We start from the raw sequence: 13,010 nt of genomic DNA on the forward strand, positions 1-13,010 counted from the left end.
GGATCCCCTGAAAACGCTTCTAGGGGCGGGAAGTCACCAGGCGATGCGCAGCAGCGAAGGCCCGCGCACGATCACGCCGTACTCCCACTTGACGCCCTCGCGCCCGTCCGCGAACCGCAGGTCCGGGAACCGCGCCAGGATCGCCTTCAGCGCTTCCTGCAGCTCCAGGCGGGCCAGCTGCGCGCCGATGCAGTGGTGCGGGCCGTGCCCGAACGCGACGTGCGGGTTCGGCTTGCGCGTCAGGTCGATGCGATCCGGGTCCGCGAACACCTCGGGGTCGCGGTTGGCCGCGTGCAGCGCCGGCAGCACCGGGTCGCCCGCGCGCACCACGACGTCACCGAAGCGGATGTCCTCGGTGGCGTAGCGCGCGAACATCGCCGCGGTGTTGATCGGCACGTACCGCAGCAGCTCCTCGATCGCCGTCGGCATCAGGTCCGGGTCCGCACGCAGCTGCGCCAGCAGTTCGGGCTGCGTCAGCAACGTGAAGATGAAGCTGGGCAACGCCGTCGACACCGTCTCCACGCCGCCGGTCAGCAACCCCGCGCCGGCGATCGAGATCAGCTCGTTCTCGGTCAGCTTGTCCCCCGCGTCGCGGGCGTAGACGAGCGCGCCGAGCAGGTCGTCGGTCGGCTCCTCGCGGCGCTGGGCCACCAGGCCCGCCACGTAGTTGTCGAGCTGGTCGCCGTAGACGTCGAGCACGTCGCCCTTGGCCGTGGCGTCGCTGACCAGCGCCTGGGTCCACTCGCGGAAGATCTTGTGGTCTTCCTGCGGCACCCCGAGCAGGTCACAGATCACGGTGACCGGCAGCGGCCGCGCGAGGTCCTCGACGAGGTCCGCGCTGTCGCCGTGGGCCTGCATGTCGTCGAGCAGGCGGTTGACCAGGTCCTTCACGCCGTCGCGCATCTGCTCCAGGCGACGGGCGGTGAACGCCTTGCCCACCAGGCGACGCAGCCGGGAGTGGTCCGGCGGGTCCATCCCCATGATGCCGTCGCCCATCTGCTGGCGGCGCATCCGCGGCTGGTCGAGGCCCTGCGCGAGCTCCCGGCTGAACCGCGGGTCGGTCGTCACCAGCTTGACGTCGGCGTACTTCGTCGCCAGCCAGGCCGGTTCGCCGAAGGGCATCTGCACCCGGCTCATCGGCTCTTCGCGCTGCAGGACGTGGTACTGCTCGGAAACGGAGATCTCGTGCATGTCGAACGGATACGCACGGACTGTCCGGCGTGAACTCGTCACGACTCGCCCCCAATCGCTCTCATCGGTTGTTCCAGCGCCTCGGCGTCGTAGACGTTCTGGATGTGGGAAAGCGCCGACATCAGCGTCGACGAGGTGATCCGGTCCGTGTGGCGGCGTTCCACCACGCGGTGCAGCGGCAGCGACCCGAGCTCCGACCAGCCGAGCCGGCCCGTCGGGTCGAGGTAGCTGCGGGCCTGCCCGGCGTTGTCCGGGTGCAGGCAGTACGGGACGTCGAGCAGGCCGCGCTTGAACGCGACGACGATCGCGCGGCCGAGGTCGGCGTGGCTGTTCAGCACGGCGTCGACGAGCGCGTACGCCTCGCGGTAGACCTGGTTGTCGTCCTCGACGACGACCCGCTCGGTGACCGACCTCGCCACCGCGCCGGCGTGCTCCAGGGCCGCGATGTTTTCGGCGACGGTCGGGATCCGGTGCGCCTCGGCGGTCGTCTTGACGATCAGCCGTTCCGAGCCGGTGCTCACGGCCAGCTCGGCCGCCGTCCCGAGCAGGCCCCGCGCGCCCTCCGACGTCCGCGGGAACAAGCCCATGTAGGCGTAGATCACGACGTGCCAGGTGGCGTCGGGCAGCAGCTCGGCGCACAGCCGGCGCAGCGCGGAGACCGCCTCCTGGTCCTGCGTCATGTTGGTCTGCTGGGCGTAGCTCACCGAAATGCTGCGCACGCCCTTGCGGTAGAAGAACAACGCCTCCAGCACGGACAGCGCCACCAGCTCGCTCGGCGGGCAGAGCTGGCCCATCATGCAGCCGCCGAACGTCTCCAGGTGCGGCCGGCCGGCCGGGTGCTCGGCGTCCAGCAGCAGGTCGCAGCAGTGCGCCCAGTTCCGCACGGACTCGTCGAGCGGGGTGCGGCTGTAGGGCAGGCAGTAGGACACCGGGCCGCCCTCGGTGGCGTGCAGGCCGGCGGCGATCATGGCGCGGAAGATGTCCGCGGGCCGGGCCGAACCGTGGCGCACCTGCACCGGGAAGTCCGGGCCTTCGAGGCCGTCGAGCATCTCGCGCGTGACGTCGGCCGAGTGGTTGACGATCGGGTAGCCGTTGAGCGCGATCCCGTTGCGCAGCGCGTGCGCCACGGACCCGGTGTCGCAGACCCGGGTGTAGCTGTCGAGCGTGACGGTACCGACGGTCGCGGCGGCCGCGGCCTTGGTCGCGGCCAGCCCGGCACGCATGACGACCGGGTCGGCGAACCCCATGCGGGGCTGCACGACGAGCTCGCCGGCGGCGTGTCGTCGCGCGACGAACTCTTCGAAGCTCATGCCGCCTCCGCGGGAAGAAGCACGTCGGCGGTGCTCACGCCTCCACCTGAGTCGCACCCGCGGACAGCGTCGCGGCGAACCGCCGGAACGACGCCGCGCCCTGCTGGTCGTCGAACACCGCGTCGAACCCGGCCAGCAGCAGCTGCGCGGTCTCCTCCGCGGTCAGCGCCCCGCCGACGCCGAGCTTGCCGCCGATCACGACCGGCATCGCCCGCAGCTCGGGGAAGGTGCGCAGGCGCTGGATCACGCGCAGGCCGTCCTGGTGGCCGTGGCCGTTGACGCTGCTCAGCACGAGCATCGCCGGCCGGCGGCTCAGGCACTCCGACTCGAGCAGCTCGTCGGGCACGCACGCGCCGAGGTTCACCACCTCGAAGCCGAGCTCACCGACGAGCAGCTCCAGGTAGACCAGGTTCCAGGTGTGGGAGTCCGAGGCCATGCTGCTGACGATCACCGTCCGCCGCGAAGGTTCGGTGACGACCCCGGCGCCGTAGGCCCGCAGTTCTTCCGTCATGGCGAAACCTCGTAGGCGCGCTGGTAGTCCAGCCGCGACACCGAGACGACCTCGTCGCCGCGCACGACGACCTCCGTCGGTGCCGGGCGGCCGAGGAAGCTGATCAGGCTCGCGGTGACGCCGTAGGCGCCGACGTTGGGCACGGTGACGACGTCGCCGGAAACCAGCTCGGGCAGCTTCGCCGCCTTGGCGAGCGAGTCACCGGGAGTACACAGTGGACCGACGAGGCTGCCGGTCTCGTCCCCGGCTTCCTCGATGCCGACGGCCGCGGGAAGCAGCCGCCCGATCCCGGACAGCCCGCCGACGACGTTGATCCCGGCGTCGAGGACGACGAACCGGCTGCCGCGGCTGTCCTTGACGTTCACCACGCCGGCGAGCAGCGAGCCGCAGCTGCCGGAGAGGTAGCGGCCGGACTCGCAGGCCAGCTCGATCCCGCCGTCGCGCCACTCGGGCAGGTGCAGGTCGAGCAAGGTCTCCAGCCCCGAGCGCAGCTTCGGGTAGTCGGTGCGCGGACCGGGGACGGCGTACGGCGAGGAGAACCCGCCGCCGATGTCCAGGACTTCCAGCGGCAGCCCGACCTCGTCACGCAGCTTCGCGGCCGAGGTGAGCACGAACTCGTACTCGCCGAGCAGGGCGTCCTCGTCCTGGGCGTTGCTCATGGTGAAGAAGTGCGCGCCGACGACCCGGGTGCCGGGCACTGTCTTGAGGGCGGGCATGATCTCGGGCAGCGTCTCGGCGTCGATGCCGAACTGCGACGGGCGGCCCATCATCCGGATGCCGGTGCCGCCGCTGCTCGCGGTGGTGTTCACGCGCAGCAGCGCGGACGCGGTGACGCCGTGCTTCTCCGCGGCGGCCCCGACGTGCTGCAGGTCGGTCAGCGACTCGACGGAGAACAGCCGGACGCCGGTGGCGATCGCGTGCTCGAGTTCGTCGTTCGTCTTGCCGGGCCCGGTGTAGAGGATCCCGGCCGGGTCGAACCCCGCCTGCAGCGCGTTGGCCAGCTCGCCGGTGGAGCTGATCTCCGCGCGGCACCCACCGCTGCGCAGCTCGCGGGCGATTTCGGGGTGGGGGTTGGACTTCAGCGCGTAGAAGAGCTGGAATCCTTCGGGCAGCAGGCCGAACAGCTGGTCGCGCGACTCGGCGACGACGTCGAGGTCGTAGACGTAGGCGGGCGTGCCGTACTTCCCGGCGAGATCGGTGTACCTGCTCATGCGCGAGCCCCCTCAACCAGCAGCGCGAGTTCCTTCGTGGCGTTCTTGCCGTGCGCCGTGAGCGGGAACTCCTCGACGACGTGGCACAGCGACGGGACCTTCTGCGGCTCCAGCCGTTGGGCGAGCTCGCGCAGCACCGTCGTGGGCGGCAGGTCGGTCTCGACGCAGATGGCGAGGTCCCGAGTCTCGCTCGGCGGGATCGCGCCCGCCGCGCGGACCCCGGGGATGTCCATCGCCGCGGCTTCGATCTCCAAAGTGGACATCCGGATGCCCTTGCGCTTGAACATGTCGTCGCGGCGGCCCTCGAAGTAGAGGTAGCCGTCGGCGTCGAGGCGGCCGTAGTCGCCGGTGTGCAGGCGCAGCTCGCCGGTCGTCTCGTCGCGGCGGAAGGCGCGGGCGGAGATCTCGGGCGCCCGCCAGTAGCCGGGCATCACGTGCGGCCCGGCGGCGACGATCTCGCCGATGTCCCCGGCCGGCAACTCGGTCCCGTCGGCGGCGAGGATCAGCACGGAGGTCCCCGGCAGCGGCAGCCCGGACGAGCCGGGGCGCTCGGTGTCCTCGTCCGGCGGCATGATCGTGATCCGCTTGCACTCGGTCTGCCCGAACTGGCGGACGACCTTGGCGCCGGGGAAGGCCGCGCGCAGCTGGGCGATGGTGGCGTCGGGCAGGGCCGCGCCGGTGTTGGTGAACAGCCGGACCGGCGCCGCCGGCTCGGTGTCGCGCGCGGCGAGCGTGGCGATCATGGTGGCCAGCGACGGGACGATCGGCACGACGGTGGCGCCGACCTCGCGCATCCGCTGCAGCAGCCGCAGGTCCGACTCGGCGTCGGCGAGGACGATCTCGCTGCGGCCGAGCGTGGACATCAGCACCTTGTAGAGGCCGTAGTCCCAGGACATCGGGAACCGGCAGAACACGACGTCGTCCTGGCGGTAGCCGAGGACTTCCTGGATCGCACCGGTGGCGAAGGTGACCTGGCGGTGCGGGCCGATCACGCCCTTCGGCGCGGCGGTGCTGCCGGAGGTGTAGACGAGGACGGCGATGTCGTCTTCGCTCACCTCGACGGTTTCCGCGCGTTCGCCGTGGGCTGCCTCGACGTCAGTCCAAAAGGGACCGAACTCCTCGGGGGTGAGCACGAGGACCGGCTCGGCGTTGGCCACGACGGAGTCGAAGTGGAACTTCTTCATGGCCGGGTTGATCGGCACGAACACCGCGCCGCGGCGCGAAGTGCCGTAGAACAGCGCGACCAGCGCGCGATCGGTGGGCAGCTGCACGACCACGCGGTCGGCGTGCCCGACCCCGCGGCGCGCGAGCACCACGGCGACGGCGTGGCTCCACGCCTCGAGCTCGCCGTAGGTCCACGCACCGGCGCGGTCGCGGACGGCCGACGCCCCGGCCGCGTCGGCCACCGCGGCGTCGAGCAGAGAATGGACCAAGGAATCGTTCACGACTGCCACTCCGTAAGGACTCGAAGGATCACCGTGCCGGCGTGGAAGACACACACCTGGAGACGCTTCGAAAAGCTAGCCGTGCTGACCTGCGGATCCACACCCCTAACGGCCCCTAACCCCCGCACCGGGAGACGGCGCGCGAACGACCCGTCCACCGCGCCGGACTGGTGGACGGGTCGGCGCCGGGCTCGGTCAGCCCACGGGTACCGGGGCCAGGATCTCGGCGGCCCGCGCCGCCAGGGTCTTGCGGTCGATCTTGCGGTTGGAGTTCAGCGGGAACTCGTCCACGTGCCGGTAGTGCCGCGGGATCACGCCCTCCGGCAGTACCGCCCGCAGGGCGCGCACCATCTCCAGCACCGGCCGCTCCCCGCCGGTGTAGAACACGAACAGCTCGGTCCCCACGTCCCCGGCGACGCCGAGCGCCACCACGTCCTGGACGCCGCAGTCGCGCAGGGCGTGCTCGACCTCCGTCAGCTCGACGCGCCAGCCGAGCACCTGCACCTGGGAGTCCAGCCGTCCGAGGTAGGCCAGGTCCTCGCCACCGAGGCGGCGGCAGCGGTCGCCCGTGCGGTAGAAGCGCTTGCCGTCGCGGTCCAGGAACCGGCCCTGCTCGTCCGCCGGGTCCAGGTAGCCCGGGGTCATCTGCGGTCCGGCGATGCACAGCTCGCCTTCGCCGGACTCTTCGTCCAGGAGCAGGTAGTCGTGCCCCGCGTGCACCTCACCGATCGGCACCACGCCGTTGACCGCGACCCGCGGCGTCTCGACGTCGTCCCAGCGGTACCCCGACACCGTCACCGTCAGCTCGGTGGGGCCGTAGAGGTTCTCCACGATCGACGACGACGCCGCGGCCCGCCAGTCGGCGGTGTCGCGGACCGTCAGGGCCTCCCCCGCGAAGAAGCTCCACCGCAGCCCGGGCAGCGCGCCCGGGGTCAGGCCGCCGGTGCGGCGGACGAGGTCGATGGCGCTCGGCGTGGAGAACCACACGGTGAGCCCGCGCTCGGCCGCGAACCGCGGCAGGTTCCGGTACGCCCCGCCCGGCAGCACGACGGCGGGTGCGCCGGCGCCCCACGCGCAGAACAGGTCGAACATCGCGCAGTCGAAGTTCAGGTCGAACGTCTGCGAGAACACGTCGTCCGGGGTGAAGTCGTAGCGCGCGTCGAGCAGGCCGAAGTAGTGGTCGACCGCCGCGTGCCCGATCCGCACGCCCTTGGGCCGGCCGGTCGAGCCCGAGGTGAACAGCACGTACGCGGTGTCCGATGACGGCGCAAGCGGCGCCGACAACGCCTGCGACGCCCGCAGCGGGGCGCTCTCCGGGGCGAGTACCGGGACGCCCTCGGGCGCCACCGTGAGACCGCGCTCGTCCGCGATGATCAGGTCGATCCCGGCCGCCTCGACCATCTGGGCGGTCCGGGCGGCCGGGAAGTCCGGCCGCAGCGGGACGATCGTGGCGCCGGCGTACAGCCCGGCCAGGATCCCGGCGTACGCCGTGACCCCCTTGCCGGCGAGGACCCCTACGGTGCGGACGCCGGCTTCGGCCAGCGCCCCGCCCCACAGCAGCGCCAGGTCGTGCAGCCGTTCGTAGCCGAGTGCCTGGTCACCGACGTGGACGGCCACGCCGCCGCCGGAGCGTTCGAGGCCGCGCAGGAACCGCGTGTGCAGCCCGGCCGGGATAACCGTGTCCATCGTCGTCCTCCGCAGTAAATAGGGGTGCCGATGCGTCGATCCGGGAGGGCGACGCCGGTAGAGTCCAAAACCGAACCGGGCGGTCGGTTTCCTCTCGGTAGATCCCAACCTAGCGATCCGGAGTAGCCATGTGGGACAGCACTTTCGACGAGACGCTGCGCTCGTACCTCCCGTTCCTGCCCGCTGAGGAGGCGTTGACCGCCGAGACGCCGCTGCGGGAGTACGGGTTGGACTCGCTCGCCACCGTGGAGCTGCTCTCCGTGCTGGAGCAGAACTACAACGTGCGCTTCGAGGACGACGCCCTGAACCTGGAGACGTTCGAGAACCCCGGCCGCCTGTGGAACACGCTGTCCGCTCTGCAGCCCACTAGCTGACGCGCGAAGGTCCTGCGCCCCGGCGTCGGGGTTGCAGGGCCATGCGCGGGTTCACCGTGACCACCTCGAAGCGGCTCGTGGTGACGCGGACGCGCCCGAACAGCGTGTCCGGCCCCGCGATCCAGAGCTTGCGCACCCCGTTGTCCGCCAGCGTCGAGACGACGTCCGGCCAGCGCAGGGGCTTCACGATGCTGTCGAGCAGCATCGTGCGCACCTGCTCGCCGGTGCGGAGGATCTCGCCGTCCTGGTCGGCGACGATCGGCAGCAGCGGGTCGTGGAAGTCCAGGTCGCCGAGCACCTCGTCCTCCGCCTTGCGGCGCAGCGCGCCGAACGCACGCGAGTGCAACGGCGGCCGCATCGTGTAGAGGGAGAGCCCGCCCATGCTCCGGACCGTCTGCTTGAGCCAGTCGAGGTTCCGTTCGCGCAACGAGACCATGTAGAAGTCATGGTCGATGTAGCACGAGATGTCGAACCACTCGCCCTTCGCGTCCAGCTGCGACAGGGCGTCGGTGAGCTTTTCCTCCGGGGTGCGGACGAACGAGTGCGTCACGACGTCGGTGTACTCGGTCGCGAAGAACTCGGTGAGGCAGCGGGCGAGCTCCGCCGTCATCCACACCGCGTCCGGGAAGGTGAGCGATCCGGCGTACACGCTGGCCGGCTTCTCGCCGAAGCTCGGGCCGGCGCAGTAGTCGGGACTCATCCCCTGCTCCTCCTCGGCCCATTCGGCCAAGGCGACGCAGGTGAGCATGAACCCGACCTGCGCGTACGCCGAGTAGTCGCCCTCGGTCTCGCGGAAGCGGTCGACCAGCGAGTAGCCGAGCCGGTCGTTGGCCTCCGAGATCAGCCTGCGGGCGAAGGGGTTGATGAGCAGGAACTTGCCGAAGTCGGCGAAGCGGCAAGGGCTCATCCCGGGGAAGACGACCGCCGATCCCGGCCGGGTGTCCTCATCCATGGCTGGCGACCTCTCGTTCGGCGACCCGGTCTGCGGGCGCGCTGGGCTGGATGTCCCGCAGGAAACCCAGCAGGACTTCGCGGAACCGCTCCGGTTCCTCGAGGTGCGGGACGTGGCTGGAGTCTTCGAAGATCTCCCAGCGCACGTCGTGGATCCGGTCGAAGAACGGCTGGATCGTGACGGGGGTGGCTTCGTCGTGACGCCCGGACACGAGCAGCGTCGGCACCTCGATGTCGTCGAGGTGCTCGATCACCGAGTAGTCCTTGAGCGTGCCGGTGACGGTGAACTCGCTCGGCCCGTTCATCGTGGCGTACACGGTGTTGTCGTCCGCCATCTCCATGAACGAGGCCAGGTAGTCGGCCGGCCACGGCAGCACGCGGCAGACGTGCCGGTCGTAGAACGCGCGCATCAGCTCGAAGTACTCCGGCGCGCCGGTGGTGCCCGCGGCTTCGTGCGCCCGCAGCTGGTCGTCGACGCCCGGCGGCAGCCGGTCGCGCAGCACGTCCATCTCCTGGCGCCACAGCGGGTACGACGCCGGCGAGTCGGCGATCACCAGCCCGCGCAGGCCCTCCGGGCGCTGCGCGGCGTGCCGCGCGACGACCAGGCCGCCCCAAGACTGTCCGAAGAGGACGTAGTTGTCCTCGATGCCCAGGTGCTGCACCAGGTTGTCCAGCTCGTCGCCGAACAGCTCGGGCGTCCAGAACCCCGGGTCCTGGTCCGGCAGCCGCGTCGAACCGCCGCTGCCCAGCTGGTCGTAGTGCACGACCGGGAACCCGTGCTCGGCGAGCGAGCAGAGGTTCAGCAGGTAGTCGTGCGTGCTCCCCGGCCCGCCGTGCACCACGACGACGGCGGGCAGCTCGCCCCCGGCGGTACCGGTGACCCGGTACCAGGTGCGGTACCCGCCGAAGGGAACCCAGCCCTTCGCGATGGGTGCCACGGCCATGCTCATCACCTCGTTCGTTTCCCTCACCGCCGGCGCACACGGCCGGACCCACGTTCATGTCTATCCGCCGCGGGCCCGCCGTCACCAGCCCCTAAGGGGCGTCTAAAGCCGTTCTAAGCTCGCTCCCACCTCCCTAGCGCACAGCGGTGCGCGGCGGAAGGAATCCGCGCCGGAACAGGGGTTCGCGACCCCTACCGCCGCGTTGCCGGGTCGGCCTGGCGGCGCGCCGGCACTACCTTTTCCCTTGTAGCGGTGTTTTGCCCCCGAGTTCGGAGAGTGCGTCGATGCGCGTCATGATGATGGTGTTCCCGACGAGGACGCACGTCTACAGCATGGCTCCGGTGGGCTGGGCGCTCGCCGCGGCCGGGCACGAGGTGCGCTTCGTCGGCCAGTGCAACCCGCGCGAGGTGGCGTCGTTCGCCGAGACCGGCCTCGACGCCATGTGGTTCGGCGACGAGCTCGACATCGCCCGCCACCGGCAGCTGCAGATGGACGGCGACAACGCCATGCAGGGCGGCTTCCGCATCTCCGAGAGCCGGCCGGAGCGCTACACCGAGGAATACGTCCGCACCGTCTACGAGCACTGGGTCGACGTCTTCCGCTGGACCACCCCGGACTCGCTGCTCGACGAGCTGGTGCGGTTCGCGAAGGGCTGGAAGCCCGACCTGGTCGTGTGGGACCCGATGATCTACGCCGCCCCGATCGTCGCGCACGCCCTGGGCGTACCGCACCTGCGGATGATGTACGCCGCGGACCAGACGGCGCGGATCGCCGCGCAGTACCGGGACCTGCGCGCGAGCCACCCCGAAGACACCACGCCGGACCCGTTCGTCGAGTGGATGTCCGCCGCGGTCGGCCGGTTCGGCGCCTCGTACGACGAGTCCCTGCGCCACGGCGTCAAGACCCTCGACTGCCACCCGTCCTACCTGCGCTACGACGGCGTCGGCGTCGACTACGTGCCGGCGCGGTTCGTCCCGCAGAACAAGCCGATGGCGATCCCCCGGTGGGTGCTCGAAAAGCCCGGACGGCGGCGCGTGATGCTGACGCTGGGCATCTCGAACCGGCAGGTGCTCGGCGTCGAGGAGACGTCGGTGGCCGACCTGCTCGACGGACTCGCGGACCTCGACGTCGAGGTGATCGCGACGCTCAACGAGGCCCAGCTCGCGTCGGTGAAGAAGATCCCGGACAACGTGCGTGCGGTGGACTTCGTGCCGATGAACGAGCTCCTCGCGAGCTGCTCGGCGATCATCCACCAGGGCGGCGGCGCGACGATCGGCAACGCGGTCGTCAACGGCGTCCCCCAGCTCGTCATCCCCGGCACCACGTGGAGCGAGCGGGTCTCCGCCGTCGCCCAGGAGAAGCGCGGCAACGGCCTGGTGCTGGACCTCGAGGACGTCACGCCGCAGTCCGTCCGGAATGGACTGAACCGGCTCCTGGAGGAACCGTCCTTCCGGGACTGCGCGCTCGAGGTCCGGGACGAGATGCTGGCCACGCCGACGCTGGACGACCTCGTGCCGGAGCTGGAACGGATCGCGCGATGGTAGTGACTTCGCGGCCGAAGGTGGTGCGCACCATCGGGTTCCTCATCGGAAGCCTGCCTCTGCGCATCGCCGCCTTCGTCGTCACGCTGGTCACCATGCTGCTCGGCATCGCCACCACCATGCTGTGGGTCGGCATCCCGATCCTGATCACCGCCACCTCGATGGTCCAGGGCTTCGCCGCCTTCGAGCGCCGCTGGGTCCACCGCATGCTCGACGTCGACGTCCCGCCGCCGCGGCGCCGGGGACACGGCCCCGGGCTGCTGCAGACCTGGCAGGTCCGGCTGGTGGACCAGGCGACCTGGCGCGAAGTGAACTACGTGCTGCTGGCGTTCCCGCTGGGCATCGTGGAGTTCGTCGCCGGGATCGTCTCGGTCACCGTGCCGCCGTTCGGGATCTTCGTGGCGCCGCGGATCGGCGCGCTGCACGCCGCGCTGACGGCGTCGATGCTGGGGCCGGACAAGACGGCGCAGCTCGAGGCCCGCACGCGGCAGCTGAGCGACTCGCGGGCCCGCGGCGTCGACGCCGTCGAGGCCGAGCGCCGGCGCATCGAACGCGACCTGCACGACGGTGCCCAGCAGCGGCTGGTGGCCGTCGCGATGAGCCTGGGCCGGGCGCAGCTGAAACTTGACCTGGACGACCCCACCGCCGTGCGCGAGCTGATCGGCGCGGCACACGCGGACGCCAAGCTCGCGGTGTCCGAGCTGCGCGACCTCGCCCGCGGGATCTACCCGCCGGTGCTGCAGGACCGCGGCCTGGACGCGGCGCTGTCCTCGCTCACCGCGCGGATGCCGATCCCGGTCGACGTCGAGGTGACCGTCGACCCGCGCCCGCCCGCGCCGGTGGAGACCACGACGTACTTCATCGTCAGCGAGACGCTGACGAACATCGCGAAGCACTCCGGTGCCGACCGCGCGTCGGTGCGCGTGACCCGCGACGACGAGACCGTCGTCGTCGAGATCCTCGACAACGGTCACGGCGGCGCCTCCGTCCGTCCCGGTGGCGGCCTGGCCGGGCTTTCCGACCGGGCCTCGACCATCGACGGCGTGCTCACCGTGGTCAGCCCGGTGGGCGGCCCCACCGTGGTGCGCGCCGACCTGCCCGTCCGCTGGTGAACCCCCGGGAGTGCGAAATGCGTGTCGTCATCGCCGAAGACTCGGTCCTGCTGCGGGCCGGCGTGCAGAGCCTGCTCGCCGACGTCGGCATCGAGACCGCGGCCGCCGTGTCCAACGGCGACGACCTGCTCGTCGCCGTGCGCGAGCACCAGCCGGACCTCGTCATCGCCGACGTCCGGATGCCCCCGACGTTCACCGACGAGGGCATCCGCGCCGCGATCGCGGCGCGCAAGGAGGTCCCGGGCCTGCCGGTGCTGGTGGTTTCGCAGTACGTGGAGGGCAGCTACGCGGTCGAACTGATCGCCGAAGGCACCTCCGGCGTCGGCTACCTGCTGAAGGAACGCGTCGCCGACGTGGCCGACTTCCTCGAAGCGGTCCGCCGGGTGGCCGGTGGCGGCTCGGCGATCGACCCCGACGTGGTCGCCCAGATGCTGTCCCGCAACCGCGACCCGCTCGAAGGCCTGACCGCGCGCGAGACGGAGGTCCTCGGAGAGATGGCGCAGGGCCTGTCGAACGCGGCCATCGCGAAGAACCTGGTGGTGACCCAGGGCGCGGTGGAGAACCACATCAGCAACATCTTCGCGAAGCTCGGCCTCGAAGCCAGCCGTGACCAGAACCGCCGGATCCGCGCGGTGCTGACCTATTTGGACAGTACGACCGTCCGGGCCTGACGTCGCGAATGACTCATTCGCGGCCTCGGAGGTCCCGAATGAGTCATTCGCGGCACTCGAAGC

12 protein-coding genes are annotated in these 13,010 nt (G+C 70.9%); 4 read left to right on the forward strand and 8 right to left on the reverse strand.

Annotated features, from left to right (window positions below; translation table 11 throughout):
* Positions 1-33 precede the first annotated feature (33 nt).
* The 6 genes from AB0C38_RS11940 to AB0C38_RS11965 form a co-directional block, all read right to left on the reverse strand.
* Complete coding sequence (locus tag AB0C38_RS11940; protein ID WP_360670610.1) at positions 34-1,191, reverse strand: cytochrome P450; 1,158 nt, start codon at positions 1,189-1,191, stop codon at positions 34-36.
* Positions 1,192-1,229: 38 nt separating this feature from the next.
* Entirely contained in the window at positions 1,230-2,501 is a 1,272-nt protein-coding gene (locus AB0C38_RS11945; RefSeq protein ID WP_360670613.1) for a methylaspartate mutase, read from the reverse strand.
* A 34-nt stretch (positions 2,502-2,535) separates the two neighbouring features.
* Positions 2,536-3,012 (reverse strand): cobalamin-dependent protein, encoded by a 477-nt coding sequence (locus tag AB0C38_RS11950; protein ID WP_360670616.1) that lies wholly within the window; start codon positions 3,010-3,012, stop codon positions 2,536-2,538.
* Complete coding sequence (locus tag AB0C38_RS11955) at positions 3,009-4,223, reverse strand: type III PLP-dependent enzyme (RefSeq protein WP_360670619.1); 1,215 nt, start codon at positions 4,221-4,223, stop codon at positions 3,009-3,011. The genes AB0C38_RS11950 and AB0C38_RS11955 overlap by 4 nt, the downstream gene beginning before the upstream one ends.
* Complete coding sequence (locus tag AB0C38_RS11960; protein ID WP_360670622.1) at positions 4,220-5,668, reverse strand: AMP-binding protein; 1,449 nt, start codon at positions 5,666-5,668, stop codon at positions 4,220-4,222. Before AB0C38_RS11960 ends, AB0C38_RS11955 begins: the two co-directional genes overlap by 4 nt.
* 195 nt (positions 5,669-5,863) lie before the next feature.
* The gene (locus AB0C38_RS11965) at positions 5,864-7,354 is read right to left on the reverse strand and encodes an AMP-binding protein (protein WP_360670625.1); all 1,491 of its coding nucleotides are present in this window, start codon (positions 7,352-7,354) and stop codon (positions 5,864-5,866) included.
* A gap of 128 nt (positions 7,355-7,482) precedes the next feature.
* Between AB0C38_RS11965 and AB0C38_RS11970 the strand changes: the two genes are divergently transcribed.
* Entirely contained in the window at positions 7,483-7,728 is a 246-nt protein-coding gene (locus AB0C38_RS11970; RefSeq protein WP_360670627.1) for an acyl carrier protein, read from the forward strand.
* On the opposite strand, the gene AB0C38_RS11975 is transcribed toward AB0C38_RS11970, so the two are convergent.
* Entirely contained in the window at positions 7,721-8,680 is a 960-nt protein-coding gene (locus AB0C38_RS11975) for an ACP S-malonyltransferase (protein WP_360670630.1), read from the reverse strand. The two genes, AB0C38_RS11970 and AB0C38_RS11975, sit on opposite strands and share 8 nt — an antisense overlap.
* The gene (locus AB0C38_RS11980; protein WP_360670633.1) at positions 8,673-9,623 is read right to left on the reverse strand and encodes a proline iminopeptidase-family hydrolase; all 951 of its coding nucleotides are present in this window, start codon (positions 9,621-9,623) and stop codon (positions 8,673-8,675) included. The genes AB0C38_RS11975 and AB0C38_RS11980 overlap by 8 nt, the downstream gene beginning before the upstream one ends.
* 284 nt (positions 9,624-9,907) lie before the next feature.
* On the opposite strand from AB0C38_RS11980, the gene AB0C38_RS11985 reads away from it, so the two are divergent.
* From AB0C38_RS11985 to AB0C38_RS11995, 3 genes are read left to right on the forward strand one after another with little or no spacing between them, the layout of a single operon-like run.
* Positions 9,908-11,167, forward strand: a complete 1,260-nt coding sequence (locus AB0C38_RS11985; RefSeq protein ID WP_360670636.1) for a nucleotide disphospho-sugar-binding domain-containing protein — start codon at positions 9,908-9,910, stop codon at positions 11,165-11,167.
* Positions 11,161-12,276, forward strand: coding sequence for a sensor domain-containing protein (locus AB0C38_RS11990; protein WP_360670639.1), 1,116 nt, complete (start codon positions 11,161-11,163; stop codon positions 12,274-12,276). Before AB0C38_RS11985 ends, AB0C38_RS11990 begins: the two co-directional genes overlap by 7 nt.
* 17 nt (positions 12,277-12,293) lie before the next feature.
* Entirely contained in the window at positions 12,294-12,947 is a 654-nt protein-coding gene (locus AB0C38_RS11995; RefSeq protein WP_360670642.1) for a response regulator transcription factor, read from the forward strand.
* Positions 12,948-13,010 lie beyond the last annotated feature (63 nt).

This window comes from Amycolatopsis sp. NPDC048633, assembly GCF_040650695.1.
Lineage (GTDB): Bacteria > Actinomycetota > Actinomycetes > Mycobacteriales > Pseudonocardiaceae > Amycolatopsis.

Bases quoted from the DNA above. Each gene is read 5' to 3' on its own strand.
- AB0C38_RS11995 (WP_360670642.1), top strand. From the start codon at position 12,294: ATGCGTGTCGTCATCGCCGAAGACTCGGTCCTGCTGCGGGCCGGCGTG.
- AB0C38_RS11940 (WP_360670610.1), bottom strand. From the start codon at position 1,191: ATGCACGAGATCTCCGTTTCCGAGCAGTACCACGTCCTGCAGCGCGAA.
- AB0C38_RS11950 (WP_360670616.1), bottom strand. From the start codon at position 3,012: ATGACGGAAGAACTGCGGGCCTACGGCGCCGGGGTCGTCACCGAACCT.
- AB0C38_RS11985 (WP_360670636.1), top strand. From the start codon at position 9,908: ATGCGCGTCATGATGATGGTGTTCCCGACGAGGACGCACGTCTACAGC.
- AB0C38_RS11970 (WP_360670627.1), top strand. From the start codon at position 7,483: ATGTGGGACAGCACTTTCGACGAGACGCTGCGCTCGTACCTCCCGTTC.
- AB0C38_RS11980 (WP_360670633.1), bottom strand. From the start codon at position 9,623: ATGGCCGTGGCACCCATCGCGAAGGGCTGGGTTCCCTTCGGCGGGTAC.
- AB0C38_RS11955 (WP_360670619.1), bottom strand. From the start codon at position 4,223: ATGAGCAGGTACACCGATCTCGCCGGGAAGTACGGCACGCCCGCCTAC.
- AB0C38_RS11965 (WP_360670625.1), bottom strand. From the start codon at position 7,354: ATGGACACGGTTATCCCGGCCGGGCTGCACACGCGGTTCCTGCGCGGC.
- AB0C38_RS11990 (WP_360670639.1), top strand. From the start codon at position 11,161: ATGGTAGTGACTTCGCGGCCGAAGGTGGTGCGCACCATCGGGTTCCTC.
- AB0C38_RS11945 (WP_360670613.1), bottom strand. From the start codon at position 2,501: ATGAGCTTCGAAGAGTTCGTCGCGCGACGACACGCCGCCGGCGAGCTC.
- AB0C38_RS11975 (WP_360670630.1), bottom strand. From the start codon at position 8,680: ATGGATGAGGACACCCGGCCGGGATCGGCGGTCGTCTTCCCCGGGATG.